The sequence below is a fragment of the Paenibacillus cremeus genome (assembly GCF_007786445.1).
In the GTDB taxonomy this organism is placed as follows: domain Bacteria; phylum Bacillota; class Bacilli; order Paenibacillales; family NBRC-103111; genus Paenibacillus_G; species Paenibacillus_G cremeus.
The window spans coordinates 37,062-60,185 of the sequence record NZ_VNJI01000048.1; the positions used below are offsets into that span (position 1 = coordinate 37,062).

The 23,124-nt window shown below is 51.1% G+C and carries 27 protein-coding genes, 1 rRNA gene, 1 pseudogene and 1 riboswitch; of the genes and pseudogenes, 2 read left to right on the forward strand and 27 right to left on the reverse strand.

What is annotated here, in order from left to right; translation table 11 throughout:
- Positions 1 to 33: 33 nt before the first annotated feature.
- The 16 genes and pseudogenes from FPZ49_RS27235 to FPZ49_RS27310 all read right to left on the reverse strand — a co-directional run bounded on the left by FPZ49_RS27235 (position 34) and on the right by FPZ49_RS27310 (position 13,648).
- On the reverse strand, positions 34 to 264 hold the full coding sequence (locus FPZ49_RS27235) for an anti-sigma-F factor Fin family protein (protein WP_144853146.1): 231 nt from the start codon (positions 262 to 264) through the stop codon (positions 34 to 36).
- A gap of 98 nt (positions 265 to 362) precedes the next feature.
- Positions 363 to 923: an aminoacyl-tRNA hydrolase gene (gene pth / locus FPZ49_RS27240; protein ID WP_144853148.1), complete on the reverse strand. Its 561-nt coding sequence runs from the start codon at positions 921 to 923 to the stop codon at positions 363 to 365.
- 228 nt (positions 924 to 1,151) lie between these two features.
- Positions 1,152 to 1,772, reverse strand: a complete 621-nt coding sequence (locus FPZ49_RS27245; protein ID WP_144853150.1) for a 50S ribosomal protein L25 — start codon at positions 1,770 to 1,772, stop codon at positions 1,152 to 1,154.
- Positions 1,773 to 1,859: 87 nt separating this feature from the next.
- Entirely contained in the window at positions 1,860 to 3,266 is a 1,407-nt protein-coding gene (gene glmU, locus FPZ49_RS27250) for a bifunctional UDP-N-acetylglucosamine diphosphorylase/glucosamine-1-phosphate N-acetyltransferase GlmU (protein WP_144853152.1), read from the reverse strand.
- Positions 3,267 to 3,382: 116 nt separating this feature from the next.
- Positions 3,383 to 3,667 carry a septation regulator SpoVG gene (spoVG, locus tag FPZ49_RS27255; RefSeq protein WP_018759486.1) on the reverse strand — a complete coding sequence of 95 codons (285 nt, stop codon included), beginning with the start codon at positions 3,665 to 3,667 and terminating at the stop codon, positions 3,383 to 3,385.
- A 122-nt stretch (positions 3,668 to 3,789) separates the two neighbouring features.
- Positions 3,790 to 4,176 carry a RidA family protein gene (locus tag FPZ49_RS27260; RefSeq protein WP_144853154.1) on the reverse strand — a complete coding sequence of 129 codons (387 nt, stop codon included), beginning with the start codon at positions 4,174 to 4,176 and terminating at the stop codon, positions 3,790 to 3,792.
- Between the two features lie 6 nt (positions 4,177 to 4,182).
- The gene (purR, locus tag FPZ49_RS27265; RefSeq protein WP_144853156.1) at positions 4,183 to 5,022 is read right to left on the reverse strand and encodes a pur operon repressor; all 840 of its coding nucleotides are present in this window, start codon (positions 5,020 to 5,022) and stop codon (positions 4,183 to 4,185) included.
- Between the two features lie 128 nt (positions 5,023 to 5,150).
- Positions 5,151 to 6,005, reverse strand: coding sequence for a 4-(cytidine 5'-diphospho)-2-C-methyl-D-erythritol kinase (gene ispE / locus FPZ49_RS27270; protein WP_144853158.1), 855 nt, complete (start codon positions 6,003 to 6,005; stop codon positions 5,151 to 5,153).
- Positions 6,006 to 6,351: 346 nt separating this feature from the next.
- A pseudogene (locus FPZ49_RS37065) lies at positions 6,352 to 6,534 on the reverse strand (small, acid-soluble spore protein, alpha/beta type); the annotation flags it as partial.
- A 142-nt stretch (positions 6,535 to 6,676) separates the two neighbouring features.
- Positions 6,677 to 6,949 (reverse strand): biofilm formation stimulator Veg, encoded by a 273-nt coding sequence (gene veg, locus FPZ49_RS27280; protein ID WP_144853162.1) that lies wholly within the window; start codon positions 6,947 to 6,949, stop codon positions 6,677 to 6,679.
- Positions 6,950 to 7,144: 195 nt separating this feature from the next.
- Positions 7,145 to 8,032 (reverse strand): sporulation peptidase YabG, encoded by an 888-nt coding sequence (gene yabG / locus FPZ49_RS27285; protein ID WP_144853164.1) that lies wholly within the window; start codon positions 8,030 to 8,032, stop codon positions 7,145 to 7,147.
- Between the two features lie 70 nt (positions 8,033 to 8,102).
- Entirely contained in the window at positions 8,103 to 9,023 is a 921-nt protein-coding gene (rsmA, locus tag FPZ49_RS27290) for a 16S rRNA (adenine(1518)-N(6)/adenine(1519)-N(6))-dimethyltransferase RsmA (RefSeq protein WP_144853166.1), read from the reverse strand.
- Positions 9,023 to 9,574: a ribonuclease M5 gene (gene rnmV / locus FPZ49_RS27295; protein ID WP_144853168.1), complete on the reverse strand. Its 552-nt coding sequence runs from the start codon at positions 9,572 to 9,574 to the stop codon at positions 9,023 to 9,025. Before rnmV ends, rsmA begins: the two co-directional genes overlap by 1 nt.
- Before the next feature lie 108 nt (positions 9,575 to 9,682).
- Complete coding sequence (locus FPZ49_RS27300; RefSeq protein ID WP_144853170.1) at positions 9,683 to 10,792, reverse strand: 3D domain-containing protein; 1,110 nt, start codon at positions 10,790 to 10,792, stop codon at positions 9,683 to 9,685.
- Positions 10,793 to 11,126: 334 nt separating this feature from the next.
- Positions 11,127 to 11,311: riboswitch (cyclic di-AMP (ydaO/yuaA leader) on the reverse strand.
- Positions 11,312 to 11,535: 224 nt separating this feature from the next.
- On the reverse strand, positions 11,536 to 12,303 hold the full coding sequence (locus FPZ49_RS27305) for a TatD family hydrolase (protein ID WP_144853172.1): 768 nt from the start codon (positions 12,301 to 12,303) through the stop codon (positions 11,536 to 11,538).
- Between the two features lie 61 nt (positions 12,304 to 12,364).
- The gene (locus FPZ49_RS27310; protein ID WP_144853174.1) at positions 12,365 to 13,648 is read right to left on the reverse strand and encodes an HD domain-containing protein; all 1,284 of its coding nucleotides are present in this window, start codon (positions 13,646 to 13,648) and stop codon (positions 12,365 to 12,367) included.
- Positions 13,649 to 14,029: 381 nt separating this feature from the next.
- Between FPZ49_RS27310 and FPZ49_RS27315 the strand changes: the two genes are divergently transcribed.
- Positions 14,030 to 14,284, forward strand: coding sequence for an AbrB/MazE/SpoVT family DNA-binding domain-containing protein (locus FPZ49_RS27315; RefSeq protein WP_144853176.1), 255 nt, complete (start codon positions 14,030 to 14,032; stop codon positions 14,282 to 14,284).
- Positions 14,285 to 14,746: 462 nt separating this feature from the next.
- Here the strand turns inward: FPZ49_RS27315 and rsmI are convergent, their stop codons facing one another.
- The 10 genes from rsmI to FPZ49_RS27365 form a co-directional block, all read right to left on the reverse strand.
- Complete coding sequence (gene rsmI / locus FPZ49_RS27320) at positions 14,747 to 15,634, reverse strand: 16S rRNA (cytidine(1402)-2'-O)-methyltransferase (protein ID WP_186446133.1); 888 nt, start codon at positions 15,632 to 15,634, stop codon at positions 14,747 to 14,749.
- 20 nt (positions 15,635 to 15,654) lie between these two features.
- A complete protein-coding gene (locus FPZ49_RS27325) occupies positions 15,655 to 16,413 on the reverse strand; it encodes a tRNA1(Val) (adenine(37)-N6)-methyltransferase (protein ID WP_186446134.1) in 759 nt (252 codons plus the stop codon).
- Between the two features lie 62 nt (positions 16,414 to 16,475).
- On the reverse strand, positions 16,476 to 16,832 hold the full coding sequence (gene yabA, locus FPZ49_RS27330) for a DNA replication initiation control protein YabA (RefSeq protein WP_144853182.1): 357 nt from the start codon (positions 16,830 to 16,832) through the stop codon (positions 16,476 to 16,478).
- Between the two features lie 46 nt (positions 16,833 to 16,878).
- Entirely contained in the window at positions 16,879 to 17,682 is an 804-nt protein-coding gene (locus FPZ49_RS27335) for a PSP1 domain-containing protein (protein WP_144853184.1), read from the reverse strand.
- 2 nt (positions 17,683 to 17,684) lie between these two features.
- Positions 17,685 to 18,662 carry a DNA polymerase III subunit delta' gene (gene holB, locus FPZ49_RS27340; protein WP_144853186.1) on the reverse strand — a complete coding sequence of 326 codons (978 nt, stop codon included), beginning with the start codon at positions 18,660 to 18,662 and terminating at the stop codon, positions 17,685 to 17,687.
- Positions 18,663 to 18,726: 64 nt separating this feature from the next.
- On the reverse strand, positions 18,727 to 19,173 hold the full coding sequence (locus FPZ49_RS27345; RefSeq protein WP_144853188.1) for a YaaR family protein: 447 nt from the start codon (positions 19,171 to 19,173) through the stop codon (positions 18,727 to 18,729).
- Between the two features lie 20 nt (positions 19,174 to 19,193).
- On the reverse strand, positions 19,194 to 19,523 hold the full coding sequence (locus FPZ49_RS27350) for a cyclic-di-AMP receptor (RefSeq protein ID WP_144853190.1): 330 nt from the start codon (positions 19,521 to 19,523) through the stop codon (positions 19,194 to 19,196).
- Positions 19,524 to 19,677: 154 nt separating this feature from the next.
- Positions 19,678 to 20,316 (reverse strand): dTMP kinase, encoded by a 639-nt coding sequence (gene tmk / locus FPZ49_RS27355; RefSeq protein WP_144853192.1) that lies wholly within the window; start codon positions 20,314 to 20,316, stop codon positions 19,678 to 19,680.
- A gap of 63 nt (positions 20,317 to 20,379) precedes the next feature.
- A complete protein-coding gene (locus FPZ49_RS27360) occupies positions 20,380 to 21,870 on the reverse strand; it encodes an aminotransferase class I/II-fold pyridoxal phosphate-dependent enzyme (RefSeq protein WP_144853194.1) in 1,491 nt (496 codons plus the stop codon).
- A gap of 117 nt (positions 21,871 to 21,987) precedes the next feature.
- Entirely contained in the window at positions 21,988 to 22,185 is a 198-nt protein-coding gene (locus FPZ49_RS27365; protein ID WP_144853196.1) for a sigma factor G inhibitor Gin, read from the reverse strand.
- 177 nt (positions 22,186 to 22,362) lie between these two features.
- On the opposite strand from FPZ49_RS27365, the gene FPZ49_RS27370 reads away from it, so the two are divergent.
- Entirely contained in the window at positions 22,363 to 22,890 is a 528-nt protein-coding gene (locus tag FPZ49_RS27370; protein WP_144853198.1) for a hypothetical protein, read from the forward strand.
- A 113-nt stretch (positions 22,891 to 23,003) separates the two neighbouring features.
- Here FPZ49_RS27370 and FPZ49_RS27375 read toward each other — a convergent pair.
- Positions 23,004 to 23,124 (reverse strand): 23S ribosomal RNA (locus FPZ49_RS27375); the annotation flags it as partial.

Sequence of the window (23,124 nt, forward strand, 5' to 3'; positions counted from 1 at the left end):
AAAATCCGGATAGCCGAATATGTAAACCATGGGCTATTGCAAAGGACTTGCGATCAGCGTCAGCTCCGGATTCGCATCAAGAGCCTCCCGGCAGTAATCGCATACGACCTTGACGGTCACATCCCCGTTTGGGTTATACGATATTATATCTCTCCGCTCCTCGGGGGTCAAGAAATGAAAGCCGAGCTGGTACTCGCTTACCCCAGGCTGATCAATTTCTCCAATCGCCGTATGACAGTGACGGCAAGTATATTTAACGGACATGCTGAACCCTCCTCCATTCCCATACCTTTGTAATACTACTCAGTATGTCCGGAATGGCCGGAGATTAGCCGATCCATCGGCTATAATTTGTGCATCCACTAGCCGTTATAGAGCGCCATCGTCTTCTCGAACGCGTTATCCAACACGTGCTCCATAGCGTCACACGTCTTCTCGAGCACCTTCGGCATGATCTGGAATTCATCCTTGCTAAATGTGCTCAGCACATAATCGGCAATATCCCGGCCTGGCGCCGGTCTCGAAATTCCTATCCGAATCCGGTTGAACGACTGCGTCCCGAGATGCTGAATGGTCGACTTGATCCCGTTATGGCCGCCGGCGCTGCCTTGATAGCGCAGCCGGATGCTGCCAAAGGGCGTATCCAAATCATCATAAATGACGACCAGATCCTCCATCGATGCCTTGTAAAAATCCATAAACGCCCGAATCGACTCGCCAGACAGATTCATGTACGTTTGGGGCTTCAAGAGGTACACCTTCTGCCCCTTCACGTGACCTTCTCCGAGCAGTGCCTTGCATTTGCTTTGTGTAATCTTGATGCCATGCTGATCGGCAAACCGGTCCAGTGCCATAAAGCCGATATTATGGCGCGTCGTCTCATATTGTCTGCCCGGATTACCGAGTCCTACAAACCATTTCAACCTCAAAATCCCCCTTCAGGGTAGCTCGCGTTACTCCTTCCTAATCATACCTTAAAAAGAGCTTGCTCGCCAACCTGACATCTGATGCAACTGTCAACGAAATTTGCGTTGGGCAGTTGTCATCTACTGCAACGACCCAAAACAAAGAAAGAGTGCTCGGGTAAGCACTCCTGTCCTTGCTTTGAATGCGCAGGCGCTCCGAACACGCGCCGAGGGCTTGGCCACCGCTTACACCGGCTGCTCGACCTTCTCTGCCGCGGTCTCCGACGCTTCTGGTGCCTCTTCCACCGGCTCCTCCGCCTTTTGCGGCACGAGAATCGTTGCGACCATATCGTGCGGATCGTTTCGGACCTCGATGCCACTCGGCAGCTTCAGCTCCGAAATGTGCAGGTTTTCTCCAATATCCAGCGCGCTGATATCCACTTCAATCGAGGCTGGAATTTGCTGCGGCAGGCAGCGGATGTCGATCTCGTGATGCTGAAGCTGCAGAATTCCGCCCATTTTCACCCCTGCCGGCTCGCCGACAAATTCCAGACGGACCGTCGTATTGACCGGCTCGTTCATGTTGATTTGGTGAAAATCCACATGCAGCAGCTGCCGGCTTAGCGTGCACCGCTGTACCTCATGAATCATGACCGGCTGCTTGCCGAATTGCGGCACTTCCATCTCGATAATGGCGTGCGGGTTCGACTTCAGCTGCGCTAGCAGCTCTTTCTGGTCAATCGAAATGGGGGTATCGGTTATGCCCTTCCCATAGACGACGCCGGGAACCTTGCCCTGCTCCCTTAGTTTCTTACGGTCACCTTTCGAGCTGCTTGTACGAGCCTCCGCTCTTAATGTTGTCGCCATAAATAAAAAGAACCTCCTTCAATTCCAAGCTTCTACTACTGTACCCAATTGAAGGAGGTTCAACTCATGAATTTTTATTTTAAACCATTACTCAGATTTCGCCTTGGACGCCTGCTTCTTCGCCGCGAATTTCGCTCTCAGTTTAGCCGCGTAGCCCGGCTTATTGACCTGACGCTCCCGTGCAATCGCGACATCATTTTCTTCGACGTTATTCGTAATGGTTGAACCGGCTACTACGTAAGCGCCTTTGCCGACCTTCACCGGAGCAATTAAGTTGACATTGCAGCCTACAAACGCATTTTCTTCCACTTCGGTCAGCTGTTTGTTAAAGCCGTCATAGTTTACCGTAATCGCACCGCAGCCGAAGTTCACGTTCCGTCCGATCACCGCATCGCCGATGTAGCTGAGGTGGGACACCTTGACTTCATCGCCAAGCTTCGCATTCTTAATCTCGACGAAATCGCCGATTTTTGCATTCTGCCCTACGTCCGCGCCTGGACGCAGGTATGCGAATGGACCAACCGAAGTGCCGCTGCCTACTACCGCCTCCTGCAGCACGGACTGCTTCACCGTTACAGCGTTAGCAATGGTCGTATCTGTGATATCGCATTGCGGACCGATTATGCAGTCCTCTCCGATCACCGTACTGCCTTTGAGCAGGGTACCCGGCAGGATGACGGTATCGGCTCCGATCTGGACGTCCGCTTCGATGTACGTGCTCGCCGGGTCGATCAGCGTCACGCCGTTCAGCATATGCTTCTTGTTGATGCGCTCCCGCATCGCCCGCTCCGCTTCCGCCAGCGCCAGACGATCATTAACGCCGATCGATTCGATTGGATTGTGCATGACATAGCCTTCTACGACTTCGTTTTGCCCGGACAAAATGCCGATAACATCCGTAATATAATATTCGTTCTGAGTATTGTCATTCTTTACATGTGCCAGCGCCGCAAAGAGCTTGCGGTTGTCAAAGCAATACGTTCCCGTATTGATCTCCTGTACCTGACGCTCCTCTGGGCTGCAATCCTTCTCTTCTACGATCTTCGCCACGGCGCCGCTCGCATCGCGAATGATCCGTCCATAGCCATGAGGCGTATCGACGCCCGCCGTCAAAATCGTGGCCGCCGCTCCTTTGGCTTGGTGCAATTGAAGCATGCCCTGCAGCGTCTCTTCCGACACCAGCGGTGTATCCCCGCAGATCACGATCGTCAGCCCTTCCTCCGAGCTGAGCAGGTCCTTAGCCTGAAGCACCGCATGCCCGGTTCCTAACTGCTTCTCTTGCAGCGCATACTCTGCCCGAGCTCCCAGATACGATTGGACCGCTTCCGCTCCGTGGCCTACGATAACGACCGTCCGGGTCGTATTTATATTTTCCAGCGCCGTCACCACATGGCCGACCATGGGCTTCCCGCACACTGGGTGCAGCACTTTATACAGCTTCGATTTCATCCGTTTGCCTTGGCCTGCCGCCAAGACGATTCCCATGATGTTCACTCAGACTCCCCGCTCCTTCAATAACCATAATAGATGAATTCAGATTATTCCCAATATAGCCTACTTGCCACAAAAAGAAAAGAGAGCCCCAGGGGGACTCTCTTCGCAATCCATGATTAAGCTCCTTCTTCAATCACTTCTTCTTCCGTCGCTGCACGCTCATATTCAGCTAAAACGGCCGCTTGAATCTTTTCGCGGGTGGTGGAGGAGATCGGGTGAGCGATATCTCTAAACTCCCCGTCCGGAGTCCGCTTGCTAGGCATGGCAACGAACATGCCGTTGTTACCATCGATCACACGAATGTCATGAACCACAAATTCGTTATCAATGGTAATGGAAGCAATGGCTTTCATTCTGCCCTCGGAATTAACCCGACGAAGTCTGACGTCTGTAATTTGCACTTCTGTTTCACCACCTTTTTCCATTTCAAAGACTTGAGCTATAAATTCCACATTTCAGGTCGAAATCCTTCTTAAAATGTTGCATTATTATTGAATTTTATAAATAATTGATGAATTTGAAATTATTCGACAGTTATCGCCGCAATAAGCTCGATTTCGACAAGTACATCCTTCGGCAAACGCGCGACTTCCACGGTAGAACGGGCCGGTTTGTGTTCTCCGAAGTACCCGGCGTAGATCTCATTGACCTTCGCAAACTGGTTCATATCCTTTATGAAAACGGTTGCCTTAATGACATCTTGAAAAGAAGCACCTGCCCCTGTCAGCACGGCCTGCAAATTGCGGAATACTTGATGCGTTTGTTCTTCAATGCCGCCTTCTACCACTTGACCATCTAATCCCAACGGGATTTGTCCCGAAGTGAACAGCAGATTGCCGAATTGTACGGCTTGCGAATAAGGACCGATAGCGGCTGGCGCCTCGGTCGTCGATATGTTCTTCAATGTCATGGAAGGTCACTCCTCGTCCGAATCATTGTCGGTAAAATAGTTGCCCGGCTCAGCCGTCACTTGTCTCGTCTTCGGATCTACCGCGGACAGCTTGGCTAGGGAGATATAATCCTCGATTAAGTGCTCCTCAACCTCGCCCGACTCGACAAAGACGCCTACCCCTTTAACCGTTGCCTTGAACTCCTGCAGCAAATCCATCATCCCATGAATCGTACCGCCTACGCGCATAAAATCGTCGATGATCAGCACCTTCGATTCTTCCTTGAGCGCTCTGCGCGACAGCGACATGGTCTGGATCCGTTTGTTGGAGCCCGATACATAGTTGATGCTCACCGCCGAGCCTTCCGTCACCTTGTTGTCTCGACGGACAATGACGACCGGGAGGTTCAGATAGGTGGCTGTTGCATAAGCTAGTGGAATCCCCTTCGTCTCTACAGTCATGACGACATCGATATCTTTGCCGGCAAACACGGAGGCGAACATTTTGCCTACTTCGTTAAGAATCATCGGCTGCCCCATAATATCGGACATGTACAAATAGCCGCCCGGTAAAATCCGTTCCGGCTGCTCCAGCTGACGGCAGATTTGCTCGATAAAGCGGAGCGAATTCGCCTTGGATACCTTCGGTATGAATTTGACGCCTCCGGCCGCACCAGCCAGTGTCTGCAGCTCCCCAAGACCCTCTTCTTCAAATACTTCCTTGATGATCGCGAGGTCCTCGCTGATGGAAGATTTGGCCGAGCTGTAGCGGTCTGCGAATGTCGTCAAAGGAATCAGCGTGTGGGGGCGAAAAAGCAAGTATTGGGTCATCTCGACCAATCTTGCGCTTCTTTTTAACTTTTTCAATGGTGTACCCCCTCTATCAATGGATCGAACTGAAAAAATCCGAATATTATATTGAAAATATACCATTTTTATACGTATTTTTTCAAGCCGATCCATGAAAAATATTGTGACATCAAGCTGACACAATATTACGTCAATAGCCTTACTGCGTACACATCCTTACAGAACCCACGAAGCCCGTTATAAATGCGTGCGACCTTAGACTCCTTGGACACCAATCCAAACACCGTTGGACCACTTCCGGACATCAGCACGCCATCCGCGCCCAGCCGCATCATCACTTCCTTCAGCTGTCTCACCTCAGGATACAGCTTGAGCGTCACTTCCTCCAGCACATTCCCCAGCTCATCGCAAAGCTCGTCAAACCGCTTCTCTCGAATCGCAGCCAACACTCGGTCGGTCGAAGGATGGCGGTGGATCTCCTGTGCATTCAGCTTGCCGTAGATCTCGGAGGTAGACACATTGATCGGCGGCTTGGCGAGCACAACCCAGCACTGCGGCGGAGCCTCAATGGGCTCCAGCTTCTCTCCACGGCCGCGGGCCACCGCTGTGCCTCCCGTTACGCAGAACGGCACGTCCGATCCCAGCTCGGCACCTAGCCGCTGCAGCTCCTCGGTGCCGATGTTCAGTCTCCATAGCCGGTTCAGCCCGCGCAGTGTCGCCGCTGCATCACTGCTGCCGCCGGCGAGACCTGCGGCTACCGGAATTTTTTTATCCAAATGAATATAGACGCCCTGCTTCACATCGTAGCGGTCTTTAATTAGCCTGGCCGCTTGAAACGCCAGGTTCTTCTCGTCGAGCGGTATGTATCCAGCCTGACTGGAAATGATGATCGTATCCCGCGGCAGCTCCTGCATCTCAATGCGGTCCGCCAGGTCTACCATTGTCATGACCATCTCCACTTCATGATAGCCATCCTCACGCTTATATAAAACATCCAGCGACAAATTAATTTTTGCCGGCGCTTTCTCAAATACTTTCATACGACACCTTCTTCGTAACGGTCTGTCAATCCCTACATTGCTTGGGCCTTTGTGCCATTTACCATTAATATTATACCAAAAGTGCGACAAAAAAAAGCTAAGGCCCGTTTACACGCGCCCTAGCTTGGAATGGGTAACGTTCATGGTATTTTGGCATGCTTGCTCACTGGTTATAGTAAGATGAACCGAAGGTTTGCGGAGCGGCACCGCTTGGATTGTACATGTAGGCTGGCGGCACTGAAGACGTGATCGGAGACCCTCCGTACCCCTGCTGCGGAATGCTAGCGGCAGGCGGCTGCTGGGAGTAGGCTGGCTGACGATATGGCGTTGTCGACTGCGCCTGTGTCTGCTGTTGATTGGCCAAAGTCTGCTCTGCGATTTGAATCGCTCGCTTGATCATATTCCCCGCGTCCTTCGTGCGGATCCCGCCCCAGCCCTCCCTCTGAACGGTTTCATAAAATCCCAAATCCTTGGCCAGCTCGTACTTGAAGCTCTCGGACATTACCCCTCTGCGACTTCTGCGTCCCATGTTCGCTTCCTCCTTCAAGTGAATTAGAACAATTATGACGTAGTATGCCGCACGGATTAACAAATCATGCAGCGTTCAAGAACCATTCCAATTAAAAAACGACCTGCCGGATCCGGCAAGCCGCTTATGTACTTCTTCTTGTTTACTGCTGTATGGTAATTCTAACTTCACCGTCGTCACTCTGTACCGTAACTTCAACGGATTCCGTCAGTATGTCTGCGTAGCTATAAGAGACACGCTTGAAAGCATGCGACTCTTGATCCAGCTTCACAATAAATACGGAAGGGTAGGTTTCCTCCAAAACACCGGATCGTTCGATTGTCTTCCTGCGACCACCATTCGCTCTTAACATGATCTTTTGTCCGACATGAGGTTCCAAACTGCGTTTGATCTCCAACAGCGCATTTTTTGCCATTGACCACTACCACCTCTTTCCATCAAGATTATAACCCAACGTAGGTAGTATGTCAATTTTGGTGAAATATTATATCAGCCACTTAAACCCATTGTCAACGGGATTTTTCCCTATTTTTACGGGGAGGACGCTATTTCGATCCTAAGCTCGTTCACAGAATTGTCAATTATAAAAATAAAAAGCACCTTTCGGCGCTTATTTAGGAGTAGAATATTGAATTTTGGGAACACCCTTCCGGTAGCTGCCCAACGACTCGATGCCTCCCAGCCCCTCGAGACCGCTATGTGTAAGCCCAATCACATCCACGATGTCTACGGTATCTTTGATCGGCGTATAGGCTACTTTGGCCGCTACGCACAGCGGGTCGAGCGCATGAATGAGCACTCGGGCAGGCGAGCTGGCAAAGTTGGCTCCAGCCGCGAGCAGTGCTTCAAAATGGGATTGGCATGCCCCTGCAACCACGGTCAGGTTATCCCGATTTTTTTCGTATTGCCTTGCTACACGCACCGCATCGACAAAATTATGTGAATTTTTATAGCTGCTTAGCTGGGTTATATCGCCGGTCGGACGATTTTTCAAGATACCGTCATGTCCTGTAATCACTACGATATCGGGGCGTGTCTGCGGAAGCAGTCGGTACAGCGCCTCTGCCATATTGGCTTCCGACACATAGTACCCTTCGGCCGGGACACGAAGCTCGCCGTATAAGCTCATGCACTTTCGCAAATAAGCCGGATCGCCATCCAGATGCAGCACCTTACCCGGAAGGTCAAAATAAGCCGGACGAGGCTTAGGTTTGGACTTATCATTGGCCGTGGGCGGCGTCTCTCCCGCTCCGGTGGATACGTCTTGCGCAGCGAGTGTCGTTCGTCTCATGGATTCCACCCACTTCGGATGCGTGGTCCCCATCGACTGAAACGGGTCCAGCTGCGGTACAGTATCAAGATCCAGCAGCGGGGCGTCTGCAAGCAGCCGAAGCTCCACCCCACGGAGCACCGCAACCTGCTGCTGCTGGATATCTTGAATCTTGAACACAACATCACCCCCATACGATCTGCGGGTGACCAGGTCTCCTTGCTTCATGGCTGCATCGCCTCCTCGTGTATCGTATGGTGGCAATGGGCAAATGGTGCAAGGAACGCCTATTTTTCGCTTAAACGCCCAGCTTCAGAGCTTGACTCAGGCGGCGGCTCAGCACCGCATACTCTTCGATCGAAAGCGTTTCTCCGCGGCGCGAAGGCTCGATCCCCGCTTCCCTCAGGATAGGCTCCAGCTGCTCTTTCGTTTCTTTCGTAAAGAATCGGGCGGCCAAATTGTTATAAATCGTCTTGCGACGCTGGGTAAAGCTGGCCTGTACCACTTCGAAGAAGAACGCTTCGTCCTCGACTTCAACCCGCGGCTTCTCACGCACCTTTAGGCGGATTACGGCCGAATCGACGTTCGGCTGCGGGACAAAGACGGTATGCGGCACGATCGTAACGATCTCCGGCTCGCAATAATACTGGACCGCGATGCTCAGACTGCCGTAGTCCTTTCCGCCCGGTTTGGCAGCCATGCGCTCCGCCACTTCCTTTTGGATCATGACTACAATATTCTCCAGAGGCAGCTTCTCCTCGAGCAGCTTCATAATAATCGGTGTCGTCACGTAGTACGGGAGATTCGCCACCACACTAACCCGGGACACACCTTGAAAATGTTCGGCAAAGAGCTGCTTCAAATCCACCTTCAGCACATCGCCGTGAATGACCGTAGCATGCGGATACCCGCCTAATGTCTCCTCCAGCAGCGGAAGCAGTCTTTGATCAATTTCGACCGCAACGACATGCCCTGCCGCCTTAGCCAGCTGCTGTGTCAATGCACCAATGCCCGGGCCGATTTCCAGTGCCCCCTTGGTAGAGTCGAGTTCAGCAGCACCGATGATCTTCCCCAGAATGTTATGATCGATCAAAAAGTTTTGCCCCAAGCTCTTCTTCAGTGTTAGTCCATGCTTCTGCAGCAGGTCCTTCGTTCGTTTCGGAGAAGCAATATCTTCCGAATGCTGCCCGCTCCTCTGCGCTTCGTTTGCTCTATCCATTACTTCGTCTCCTCATCTTCCTCTAAATGACGGCAAGCGGCTTCAAATTCCTCCTGCGAAATCTGGAACATCCGGCAGCGGTTGAAAAATTGTTTGCCGTTGCAATAGCCGATCCCTAATTGCTTCCCTACGGTCATCCGGCGTGCGGCCGCTTGCGGGTGGACGATTAATCCGGCCTCCATCAAGTCGTCCCAAGACACCTGCGCCTCCTCCGACTGATAGTCGGTTCGCACATTCTCAAGCGCCATCCGAATCGCTTCGACCGATGCGTTTTCCACCCCAATATCTCCTCGGCTCGTAGCCGCCTCCTGAGTCAGAAACGCATGCTTGCAGCCCGGCACGTCCCGGGCAATAATTTTGCGAATCCGCTCTCCGGCATGGTCCGGATCCGTAAACACGATGACCCCTCGGCGCTGTTGCGCCAACCGAATGCGTCGCAGCACGTCCTTATTGATCGCCGATCCGCCCGTTTCGATCGTTTCCGCTTCTACGGCCCGTTTGATCGCCACCGTATCGTCCTTGCCTTCCACCACGATGATCTCTTTAATCATACGCTTTCTTAACCTTCTTTCCCATACAAGCAGAAAAAGAAGAGGGACGTTGGATCGCCTCTTCCTTCCTGGAACTCTATATTATGAGTCTGCCCTAATTGTCAGTGCTTAGTCTGCTGTTGGCTTTTTCGGTCCAATGACATACACGGTGTAGCCGCGTTTTAATCCAAACCGGCTAGCATATGCGTTGCTATCGAAGTAGACATCGATCAGGTTGCCTTTGACGGCGCTGCCGATATCCTCCGCTCTGCGAAACCCGAGTCCGTCAATGTACACCCACCAGCCCAGCGGGATCACCTTCGGATCCACTGCAATCGTGCGACCTTCCGTTACTGTCGTGCCTGTAAATGTCTTCGGTTGCGATCCGTTGCCGGCATACGCAGTCAGCGTGACATTATTAATGACCTGTTTATAATCAAAGGTCACTCCGTTTTTCGATACTTTATCCACATCAGGAGAAGAAGAAGACAATACGACAACTGGATTTTTCGTTCCAACTGCTACAATTTTTTTGACGCTTTCCGACTGAACCTTCTCATCGACTACCTGCTCTGTTACGAGCTTGCCATCCTCAAATACTTTCTCTTTCTTCTTGAGCAGAACGCCTTCTTGACCCTCTTGAACCACTTGCTCTTTGCCCTTCACTAATTGCGGCTCGTTCTTCTTGACGACTTCAAATGCAATAGGTTCCGTTACTTCTTCCAGCTCTTTCTTCACTCGCACCACTTGAATTTTATCATTCTGCGGCACCTCTGCCTCTAATGCAGGGGTCACCTTGTCGAGTTCGCCTAGACTAATATGTAAATCGTCTAGCGCACTTGCTACCGTTTTTCCGATCGTGTAAACGGTCTTGGTCTCTCCATCGGCTGTCAGTTCAATCGGCTTGGCCTTATCGATGGAAATGCGTTCCCCCGATTTGACCGAAGCCTGAAGCGAATGCGACACACGGTCATGCTCGCCGACAGCAATGCCTTGCTCATCCAGTATGCGTTGTAGAACCCCCTGGCGGGTCTGGAACGTTTTCTCCTGGCCGTCTACAACCACCGATACGCGTTTCGTTGCCGTACCGTACAACATCATTAAGAACATGAAAGTCATAGCGAATGAAATGAGTGAAATCATCGATATCATACGCAAGGTTTCATGCTTCCATCGCAATGCGAAGGACATGCTGGATGATCGTCTTACATGGGTTTGTTCCGTTGACACAACGCCCACTTGTTCGGTCCTCCTTCAAAGCCTCGCCACCCGAGTGTTTCGCATGAGTTGATCTGACGCGACTATGGTAAATTTGGTTTGATTTGATCGAAGTGTTACAGCTGTACACCGGCACTGCACTAAACCGTTGCTTCGTAGCAGCCCCCGTAACCCGAGTGCTTACCCAACTGTGACTGACTACCCCCTCGCCACCTCCTCATTCGAATTTCATTGTATGAACCAGCTTGGACTTTATTCCCACTTCACAGGAGAACACAAAAAAAGTCAGCGGAGAAGAGGGCTCTTCCCGTGACTTTTTCATTTTGGATAAAATGAAATTAAAAGCTCACGACAATTTACCTCTCTCTGGACGCTTACGAGGTTAGCTGACGGATTCGGACTTGAGAGTCGCCCTACCTGTTAGCATGTAGAACATGCCTTCAGGATTCACCCCATTAAATACATCACAGTCACCTAAACAGCATGACGAGCGATGTGGTTCCCCCGTTTCCCTTAACGGAAACTCAGCGAAGTTGGAAATTTGGTAATCGTTATGAAGTTAATATTGAGTTTACGATGCAAAGGTAGAAGTTGTAAAGTATACAAACTTTGAAAAAAAGCGTGAATTTCACGTGTTTTTGTGAATTTAGTAACAAAATTATGACAAAACCTATATCTTTCTACGTTCAACGCACCATTTCGTTCCATTTTCTCTTGTTCTCTTTACATCGATGAAAAAAAGGCTGTCTCCTACCCTCAAATTCTTACTTTAATCCGAATAGAGTAACGGCGTTATGCGTGGTAATCTCAGCCAACTCTTCCAAGGAAATCCCTTTTATTTCTGCTGCGATTTCAGCCACTAGACGCACGTAGGACGACTCATTGCGCTTGCCTCGGTACGGATGCGGAGCCAAGTAAGGCGCGTCCGTCTCGAACAGCAGCCGGTCCAGCGGCACCTTTTCCAGCACCTCTTTTGGCTGCTTGGCATTCTTAAACGTCACGGGCCCGCCGAACGAAATGTAAAAGTTCATATCCAGGCACAGCTTGGCCGTTTCCCAGCTGCCGGAGTAGCAATGCATCACGCCTCCAACCTCAGCCGCCCGCTCCTCTCGGAGCGTCTGAACCACATCGTGATGCGCATCCCGGTTATGGATGACGATCGGCATGCCAACTTTACGGGCCAGCCGGATTTGATCTCGGAATACGCGATCCTGCACCTCTTTAGGAGACGTATCCCAATAGTAATCCAACCCGATCTCGCCGATGGCGACGACCTTCTCGTGCTGGCAGAGCGATTCGATCCATTGGAGATCCTCCGGCTTCATATCGATTGCATCCGTTGGATGCCAACCAACAGTCGAGTAAATAAAATCATATTGCTCCGCTAAGGCAATGGAGCTTGGGATGGTCTCTCGATTAAATCCGACATTGACGATTCGACGTATTCCGTTTTGGAGTGCGCGCTCAATGACCTCCTGTCGATCTTCATCGAACTGCGGAGCATTAAGGTGCGCATGGGTATCTATCAGCATGGTTTCTCCCTTTTTCTTCTATAATAATACAATTTATTTTCGGTGAACTTGACAAAACTCTTTACTTCCCAAACAGCTTCTGCAAATCGGGGTCCAGCTGATGCAGATGATTCGACAGCAGCTCTTGCGGGTAGTAGAGATGGTACTTGCCCATATGGATACCACTGATGGAGCGCACGATCTCCGACTTTCGGGAAATTTCGGACAAGTTGTCTTTGGAGTCCAGCAGCAGGATTGGAAGCTTCTCATCATGCTCTCCCGGACGATACACATCATACGAAAGATCGGATGGAAAATCAATTTCCAGGTAATATCCAGGATCAACGCCCAGAAGGTCCATTTGCCCTCGCAGCCGTTCGATTTGCTCTGGATCGATGCGATCTAATGTGACATAGGGAAATAACCGGCGCTGTAAAAACCGGGAGCATAAGTCGGCCAGTATGGCGTCTTCTTCGAAGGCCCATTGCATTAACGTCGTCTGCATTAACGCTTCGTCTAAGAGATAATAATCGTGCACAGTCAGCTTTTTCTCAAACAAGCGGACGAGCGGCGGTAGGATGAATCGGAAGGCATAGTTTTGCTCATACAGCTCTTTGGCCCGTCCAAATATTTTATGCAGCACAATGTCCGCACTCCGGGTTACCGGATGGAAGTAGACCTGCCAGTACATCTGGTAGCGTGACATGAGATAGTCTTCAACGGCATGCATCCCGCTCTCCTTCACCACGATATGGCCTTGGTAGGGCCGCATAACGCGAAGAATTCGTTCCAGGTCAAAGGTGCCGTAATTGACACCGGTAAAATACGCATCACGCAGCAAATAATCCATGCGATCGGCATCCAGTTGGCTGGAGACCAAGCTGACAACAATTTCGTGGGTGTAGGTTTTGGCGATCACACCGGCCACTTGTTGAGGGAAGGTAGGGGATACCTGCTGAAGCACACGGTTCACCTCAGTATCGCCGAGCACAATTCGACAAGACCATTCTTCATGGTGAGTACCGAAGGTTTTTTCGATGGAATGGGAGAACGGTCCATGGCCAACGTCATGAAGCAGAGCAGCGCAAAGACAGAGCAGCCGCTCCTCCCGCGGCCAATCCTCGTATTGATTGCGTTCGAACTGCGAGATGATTTTGCGCGTCACCTCATATACACCAAGCGAATGGGAAAACCGGCTGTGCTCTGCGCCATGAAACGTAAGAAAACAAGTGCCCAGCTGGCGGATACGCCTTAATCGTTGGAACTCCTTTGTGTTAATCAAGTCCCAGATCGTTTGATCCTGCACATAAATGTATTTGTGAACGGGATCTTTAAACACCTTCTCTTCTTTTAGCGGTGCGGCCATGGGCATCTTCCTTTGTCGTTGAATTTTGTCTGCTTTCGACACCATCTTTAGGAAAACGTCATAATTTTGTCGAAATATGTCGTAGATAACTTCCATTTTAGGATGGTATATTTATGTATGTCCGATGTTAGTATTTTTCTATTTTGGGGCTAAACTTCCTATAAACTGTGTGTTTTTTCACACTTTTTGAGCTCCGATAAGATTTAAATTTTAAATAGATACCTGTATTTCCATAAAATAGCATATACTTCTCTCAAAATATGGTTGACTATTATGGGAATGGTTGGTATCATAAGTAATGAGAATTATGTCGAATCATGACGATAAATCTATTAAGTTGTTCTTTTCATACAACTTCATTTGAGAGGGGAATTATCAAATATGATGAAATCTACTGGCATTGTAAGAAAAGTTGATGAACTGGGTCGCGTCGTTATTCCGATCGAGCTTCGCAGAACGCTCGGCATTGGGGAAAAAGACGCTTTGGAAATTTATGTCGACGGCGAGCGCATCATGCTGAAAAAATACGAGCCTGCTTGCATCTTCTGCGGTAACGCTGAGAGCGTGTCCTACTTTAAGGGAAAAATTGTTTGTCACGATTGTTTAACTGAAATGCCAATACCTGTGACAAAATAAGAAAAATAAGTTATAATAAAGTTAGCAATTTTAACTAAGGTAATTCTAACCTTTTTCATATCTCCTCTATTCCCTGACTTGAATGAGTCAGGGATTTTTTTTGCCTCCAAAAGCGCTTTTCCATCCCCCTAAATCCCCCTTCAAGCGTATGCTTCCGATGCCAGCAATACTACGTATTGCTCTGAGGGGGACCCCATGGGCGCTGCCCCTGGACCCCGCACAGCTTCGATGATACGTTGGCGGTGAGAGCGCTTTTCGTCCGAGTATACCCTTTGCAGGCAAAGGGTATACCTCGGACCCGCTTACGTTGGCGGAGGGTGCGTATGCGTTAAGGCGTGCGTGGTTCAGGTGGTGTTAGCCGTAAGCTCGCATCGAGGCTTCAGCCTCGACAGCTCTTGTTCGTGGATAAGCTCGTTACTGCGCAACATCGCAAACACCTAGTGTAGTGCGACATCGTGAGCCCTAGCCGTCGCGATGGAGCAGATTGTACAGCTCGCGCTTAGGCACGCCGCGATCCTGGGCCGCACGCCTCAGGGCCTCCTTGTGCCCTTCGCCGTCGGCCTCGTACCGCGCCACGTGCTGCTCCGGCGTCAAGCCGGCCCACCACGCGTCGGCCGACTCCGCTTCCGCGTCCGCACCGCCGCCGCGGATCACCACCACATACTCGCCCTGCGGCGCGTGCGAGTCCAAGTGCGCGAGGCACTCCGTGATCGTGCCTCGCAAAGCCTCCTCGTACCGCTTCGTAAGCTCGCGGACGAGACAAACCTCACGGTCCCCGCCGAGTACCTCGGCCATGACCGTGAGCGTCTTCACGAGTCGATGCGGCGACTCGTAACAAAGCCAGGTGCCCGGCTCGCGCTTCAGGGCACCGAGCTCCCGCTCCAGCGGCTTCTTGTCGCGGGGGAGAAAGCCGACGAAGGTAAACCGCTCCGTCGGCAAGCCCGAGACAATCAACGCGGAGAGCGCCGCGTTGGCGCCGGGGATCGGCACGACAGCGATCCCCTCATCTATGGCCATGCGGACCAGGTCCGCGCCCGGGTCGCAAATGGCCGGTAAGCCAGCATCGCTGACCAACGCGATGGAGTCGCCGGCCAAGAGCAGCCGGATCAGCTCCGGTCCGCTCGCGTTCTTGTTGTGCTCGTGATAGCTGACGAGCCGCGTCGAAATGTCGAAGTGCGTCAGCAGCTTACGAGTTTGCCTCGTATCCTCCGCCGCGATCCATTGCACTTCCCCCAAAATCCGAACCGCGCGATACGTCATATCCTCCAGATTGCCAATCGGCGTTCCCACCAAATACAGCTTCCCGTACGCATCGCCTTCGGCGTAACTTTTTTGAATGTTCACAGGCATCGTTTCCTTTATCTAGAATGCTAGAACGCCAACGCTTCGCGCTTCCCGTAATAAACGTCCACCAACTCATCCGTATATTCCGTCCCATTCTTATACACAATGAGTGGCGGCAGCAGCCGAACCTCCGGCTTTCCATCGCGAAGCGCCTCGATCAGGACCATATTGGCTTCGCTGTCCGCCCGTGGGTGAACGAACCGCACTCGCTTTGGCTCAAGTCGATATTGGCGCATCGCGGCAAAGATTTCCACCAACCGGCTGGGCCGATGCACCATGGCCACACGGCCGCCGCTTTTGACCAGCCGACTGCTAACGCGGACCACGTCATCCAGTGTGCAGTACACCTCATGCCGGGCCGCAGCAAAGTGCTCATTGCCGTTCTGCTCCCCATTCGGAACCGGCAAATAAGGCGGATTAACCGTAACGGCATCAAAAGCGCCATTTCCGAGCTCATCCACCGCCTCGCGCAAATCCCCATGAATGACAGAAATCCGCTCCTGCAGGTCGTTCAGCTGCACATTGCGCTGCGCCATGTCTGCGAGCCGGTCTTGGATTTCCACGCCTGTAATATGCGCTCTCGTCCGGGTAGACAAGAGCAGCGGAATGACACCGTTGCCGGTGCATAGATCAGCAATTCGGCCGCGCGGCGGCACCATGCAAAACCGCGCCAGCAGCACCGCATCCAGCGAGAAGCTGAACACCTCATCGCTTTGAATGATTTTCAAATCCTGGGTCAGCAAATCATCGATTCGCTCGCTCTCATGAAGTGGAATGGAGTCCAACGTACACACGCCTCTTTCCTTGAAAAAAGCCGTAGAGAAGCATCCTCCCCTACGGCATCGGTTTATTTATTTAAAAATGACATGCAAAACAAACAATCGCCTTCCGTGCGTAAATGACCGTAGTACACATTGCAGATATGAAAGCCTTCGTGATAGATACGTGCCAGATTGTCGTAGCCTTCACCTGTCGGTTCTTTACTCTGAACAGGATGATCGCCCTGGCTGCTCCGCAGTTCCAGTTCAGTCGGTTCAGCGTCTTTCTTTAACAGCTTACGCAGCTGGTCATTTTCTATACTCAGCCGTTTGTTCGCCTCGAGCAGCTCGATGATTTGCTGTTTAATATCGCCCAGCTCGGTATACAAAAGACCCATCTGCTCTTCCATCTGATCAATTTGTACGAATATATCCCTTTTATCCACGCTTTCACCTCAGCCGCGTAAAGCAGTCGCCCGGTCTGTTAGGCAGTTAGTGCTGCTCCACCACATCATCCAATGGAAGATCCATCACTTTCTTTAGCTCGAACACCTGTACTTTTGCCAAACGCTCATTCACGTTTAGGGAAATTAACCGCCCGTTGCCGAAGGACGTAACGACCTCGCTGCCGACACGCGGCAGATCGTCCTTGGCACTTTCATAATTATCATGCTCATATTTCAAACAGCACATCAACCGCCCGCATAAACCCGAAATTTTGGTCGGATTGAGCGATAAGTTTTGATCCTTCGCCATCTTAATGGACACCGGTTCAAAATCACCCAAAAAGGACGAACAGCACAAAATGCGTCCGCAGGGCCCAATTCCGCCAAGCATCTTCGCTTCATCACGTACACCGATCTGACGAAGCTCGATTCGTGTGCGGAAAATGCTAGCCAAATCCTTCACAAGTTCCCTGAAGTCGACCCGGCCCTCCGCGGTAAAATAAAAAATGATCTTGTTGCGATCAAATGTATACTCAACATCAACGAGCTTCATCCGCAGCTGATGATCCTTGATCTTCTCCTGACAAACGGCAAACGCGTTCTTAGCCGCCTGCTTGTTATCCTCAACGAGCTGCGCATCCTGCACATCCGCGATGCGAATAACCTTCTTAAGAGGAAGCACGACATCGGATTCTCCGACGGTTCTCCGCCCAATGACAACCTTGCCGTATTCGACGCCGCGCGCGGTTTCCACAATCACACTGCTGTCCTTGTCTACCGGCAAATCGCTCGGATCGAAATAATAGATTTTGCCCGCTTTCTTGAAGCGAACGCCTACAACTGAAAACAAATCTACACCCCCTTCAAACGCATTAATATATTTTCCAGCGCCAGCTGGGGATTAGCATGAAACCGCAGTCGCTTCTGCGTCTCGATCGCCTGCTCCAGGCATGCGATCCAATGTTGTATTGGATAAAGATAAGCTTGCTGTGTCATCCAGTCGGACTGATCGCTATAAATGAGCGACTCGCGGTTGCCGATGCCAAGCTGCACCATATCTTTGAGCCAAAGGATGAGCATGTCCAAAAAAGCCGGAAGCTGCTCCGAGAACTCGCCCTTAGCCAGCTTTTGCTGTGCGGTCAGCAAGGCTGACGGCAATCGGCTGAGACTCTCCTTGGTTAATTGTATCACTAGATTTCGGAGTTCTGCAAACCCATTTCCTTGAATCAGGTCGCGAGCAGCATCGATTCCTGCGGTTAATCGGACGGCCATTTGCACCAGCACGGGAGAATGCCCTTCTTTGAGCAACTCGGCGGCCATCGCATCGCGTCCCATCGGTGTGAACGGAATCCACTGCGATCGGGATCGAATCGTCGGCAGCAGAGCCTGTCCATTGTCTGTAATCAGCACGGCAACCACCTGAGAAGTAGGCTCCTCCAAAAATTTAAGCAGGCTGTTGGCCGCTTGAACCGTCATTTTATCCGCATCCTCAAGGACATACATCTTGATGCCCGAAGCCGAAGCGCGGTAAGCAAACTGCTTCTGCAGCTCGCGAATTTGCTCTATTTTAATGGAAGCTCCGTCCGGTGTGATCCAATGCAGATCAGGGTGATTGCCATGCTCCACCTTCCGGCAGTCGAGGCATTCCCCACAGGCATCATCCGGCAGCACTTTGCAGTAGATGGCTTGGGCGAAAGCTTTCGCCATGCCCCTTCTCCCAGTCCCCGACGGGCCGGTAAAAATATATGCATGAGAAACCTTATCGGTTCGCAAACTGTTTTGCAGGATGCGTTTGACACGATCTTGTCCTGCTATCGCTTGAAAAGACATAGGGTAGAGCATTTCCTTTCTCTATTTGACAAAAAGGTTCATGCCAAGTCGAACTTGCTTCGGTTTAAAAGAACAAATTGATCAGCATGCCGCGAATCTCACCGATTTTTTGCAGCATATCGATTCGACCTTGCTCGGACTCCAGCATCTCGTCAGCCATGCCCAGCAGCTCAGTGTCGATCTCCTCCAGCAGCTTGTACCGTTTCGTTCGGCCGCGGCGGTCCCAGCCGCGCGTATCGCGCAGCTGGACTCCGCGGCGGGCCGTCTCCTCCAGAAACTGCTTCACAAGCAGCTTATACTGACGAAGCTCCCTCACCGTCATCGATCGGCTGAGGCGCTGGCCCTGTGTATCGATTTGAAGCAAAATCCGTTGAAGCTGCTCCCGGGTTGCTACCTCGTCCTGGGTCTGCATCATGTCGGAGAATGATTTTTGCTGAAGCTGCTGTGAGGAAGCATTCTCGTTCCTGAGTATTTCTTTGCCGAAAGGTCGCCAACCCGGGTTTATCTTCACTTACTTAATCAACCTCTTTTCTAAAAATGTTCGAACCGTTCAACCGGCATCACGAATACTGCGGCGCCGCCGACTTGAACCTCCACTGGAAACGGGATGTATGAGTCTGTTGTCCCTCCCATTGGAGAGACTGGGGTAACCATTTGCTCCCGAATTTTGCAGTTGGCTTTGATGACATTCAATACTTCACTAACCCTTTCGTCCTCCGTACCAATTAAGAACGTCGTGTTGCCTGCCCGCAAAAAACCTCCGGTACTCGCAAGCTTCGTAGCACGAAAGCCCTCCTTCACCAGTGCGTTAGACAACCGGTTGCTGTCCTTATCTTGAACCACGGCAATAACCAATTTCATATACCCAGCCTCCTTACTCATCCAATATAGAATTTTCTCGGAGCTCATCACTTGGTGCGGACAATCTTTGCTCATTACGGTTAGCTGCAAAAATTGCGTTATTACTAATTAGACAAATAGTCGAAAAATTCCTTCAATAATATGGCGTAAAATATTATACTCTTCTGTGCACCTTTTGGTTCAAGATCCGCTCAATCTGTTCGAGCACGTTGTCCATGGTCTGCTCCGCATCCACCTGCACGACACGATTCGGGAATCGCTCCATCACTTGTCGATAGCCTTCTCTCACCCGTTCGTGAAAAGCCATTGACTCGACATCCAAACGGTTGACTTCACGCCCTTGGTCCGCTTGAATCCGTGCCAGCCCGATCTCCGGACGCACGTCCATATAAATCGTCAGATCAGGCATCCAATCCCCGATTGCAAACTGATTGATCTCGAACACCGCATCGATGCCAAGCCCTCGCGCATATCCCTGGTATGCCAAGCTGCTGTCGATAAACCGGTCACAGATGACGGCTTTTCCCGCCTGCAATGCCGGAATTACTTTCTCCGCCAAATGCTGCCGACGTGCCGCCGCATAAAGCAGTGCCTCGGTACGACCGTCCATAGCCGTATTGCTCCGATCGAGAATCACTGCACGAATCTGCTCGGCTATATTGATCCCGCCGGGCTCGCGAGTGGACACGACCTTATATCCTTTGGCCGCGACATGATTCGTTATGGCATTGATCGCAGACGACTTGCCTGCGCCTTCTCCGCCCTCTACTGTTATAAATAAACCGGTTCGCACGCTTCTTTTCCCCTGTTCTGGTTGTACATTTCTTCTATTATAACTATACCATAAAAATCGCTTTCACGCCGGGCCGGTCGATCCAGTCGAAAGCACGGGCAGCGTACGATGAGCGGTTACATCATGCCCATGAAACCTCGACCCCAGATCAGCTAAGCGCTCCAAATATGCCGCCACCCCAGCGCAGATAGCCTCCCCTTGATGAAGTATAGGGATACCCGGTGGATAGGGAACAATCATTTCTGCTGCGATCCTTCCTTCACACTGCTCCAATGGCACATACTCTATTTCATCCTGATCCGCTGCTAAAACTGTGTCCAAATCAAAGGCCACAGGCTCCGATATCGTCTCATCTCCAAATGTCGTTATATCGAACTCGGTCCATGGACGCGCTGGCGGCGGCTCTTCACAAGCCAAATCGATCTCCGCCAAAGCCTGCACCAAGCGCTCAGCGTCCTGAACCGTACTAGCCAAACTAAACACTAATAGAGCAAAAACGGGATCCGCCAGCTCAGCAAAGCAACCGTGCCGCTCCAGCGCCTCTTTTAACGCATAGCCTGACAGCCTTCCCGTCCGATCATAAAGTGCCAGCTTAAATGGGTCCTGCATAATCCCATTTCCCCCAACTACTTGGCCGATCCCCCATCCGGACTGCGATTTGATCCAATCATTGAAAGTATGTACCGCCTGCAGACCGGCATTAATCGAAGCTTCTCCATGCTCATGCATCATCTTACGGCTGAGGTCTAAGCTAGCCATAATCGGATAGGATGGACTGGAGCTTTGCAGCATGGCCAGTGCTTTTTTCAGTGCCGCCCGATTGATCCGTTCCCCTTGGACGTGCAGCATCGCACCCATCGTCATCGACGTGAGCATCTTATGCGTAGATTGAACCGCAGCATCTGCGCCAGCCGCCATCGCATTGCCCGGCAAAGCCGGGTGAAATCCAAAATGCGCCCCGTGTGCCTCATCGACGAGCAGCCATTTTCCATGGTCGTGCAGCAAATTCGCCAAAGCTCCAATGTCCGCGGCAACACCATAATAGCTTGGGTTGGTGATGAACAGCCCCTTCGCCTCGGGGTAACGTGCCATCGCCAGCTTTAGATCCTCAAGGGCAACGCCTAGCTTGAGCCCGGTCCTCTTGCACACCCGAGGTGTAATAAACACCGCTCTAGCTCCAGCAAGCATCAAGCCATGTAGCACGGACTTATGGGCATCCCTCTGGACTAACACCAGCTCTCCGCGTCGACAGCTGGCCGTTAGCAGAGCCAAGTTGCCCGACGTGCTCCCACCAACCAGAAAGTACGTCTCCTCCGCTCCAAAGCAATCCGCTGCCAGCTCCTGCGCCTCTCGAATCACTTCCTCTGGATGATGCAGATCGTCCAAGCCCGAAATTTCCGTCATATCTATCTTTAAAATGTCGTGATAGTACCGATCCGCATCCCCCAGCTGGCCTGCGCGCGACTTATGTCCCGGTACATGAAAGCTTAGCACCTGCGCAGCATGATGCGAATGAAGACTTTCAAATAAGGGGGCTCTACTTTTCATCGTCATTCTGGTTCACTCTTTCCTGCGTACCGCTTCTTAGTTCATTAACAATCATTTGCTTATTTTACCAAACAAAAAAGCCCTCTTCCATCCACTCGGATAAAAGGAGCCGCCGCTTCCGCTTTATGCATTTTTTCTATATAAGATTTGCCTCATCTGATGGATAAAAAACGGATATTTCGCATCACTGACGTCCGTCTTGACCATCTCACTCTCGCAATCCTCGCATATAAATTCTGATATAATCATGATGCCCTCTTCTTTCGCTTGCCCACAAATAATACATGATGAGACGGGCTCGTGCTGCTGTGTTTCGTCCACGCCGATTCACCTCTATTCTTCTTTTCTATCAGTATGTCCTTATTCTCTTAAGTTAAAACGATCCTAAACTATTTTTATGAAAATAGGGCTCATCCGGTGCAAAAGTCTCATTATTTTTTTACCGATAACCGATATATGTTATGGATTCCATTCTGTTGAACGGGTGTGTGCACAGCTTTGAATACCTCGAACGATAAATCCTTATCCAAGGATTCGACGATCTATACGTACCGGCTCTTGAAACGGGTGCACCATAAGTTCGCCTACTTGGCCGTATTATGGCTGCTTCCTTCTATCTTGCTTTTGTGGGATCTCCTCCAAGGGTGGCCTTTGCTGCTGCTGTTTTGCTTTATTGGCGTTCTGCTCGCCCATACTCTGTTCATTCGATTGTATTTTAAAATGAAGGCCGGACATTTCCCCAAGGAATGGCGTTGGTCGTTTCGCTTGCCTTGGTTCGGGCTTGTCCCTGGGAGCTATCTCGCGCTGGCTCGGATGCGGAATCTGCATGCTCAGCTGCTATGGATTAATATGGCGATCCTGTGCTGCCTTTATCCCTGGTGTTCAACTACCATTCTAGCACATCTAGCCTTCGTACATCTGTGGCTGCTGGTTCCCCGGCTCTTCATCTTCACCTCGATGCGCAAATTCAGCAGCTCCGGCTATCTTAAAATCAATGAAAAAGACACGTCCTGCTACGCCCAGTAGCGGTTCGTGTCTTTTTCATTGCAAATAAAAAAACTATGCTGTCCATAAGGGGCAGCATAGTTTTCATGTTATTCCCTGAAAACTGGATTCGAAACAAAGCTCGCTGAATCGTTTTGGATAAGCCCTCGACCGATTAGTATTCGTCAGCTCCACACGTTGCCGCGCTTCCACCCCGAACCTATCTACCTCGTCGTCTACAAGGGGTCTTACATTCTGGGAAATCTCATCTTGAGG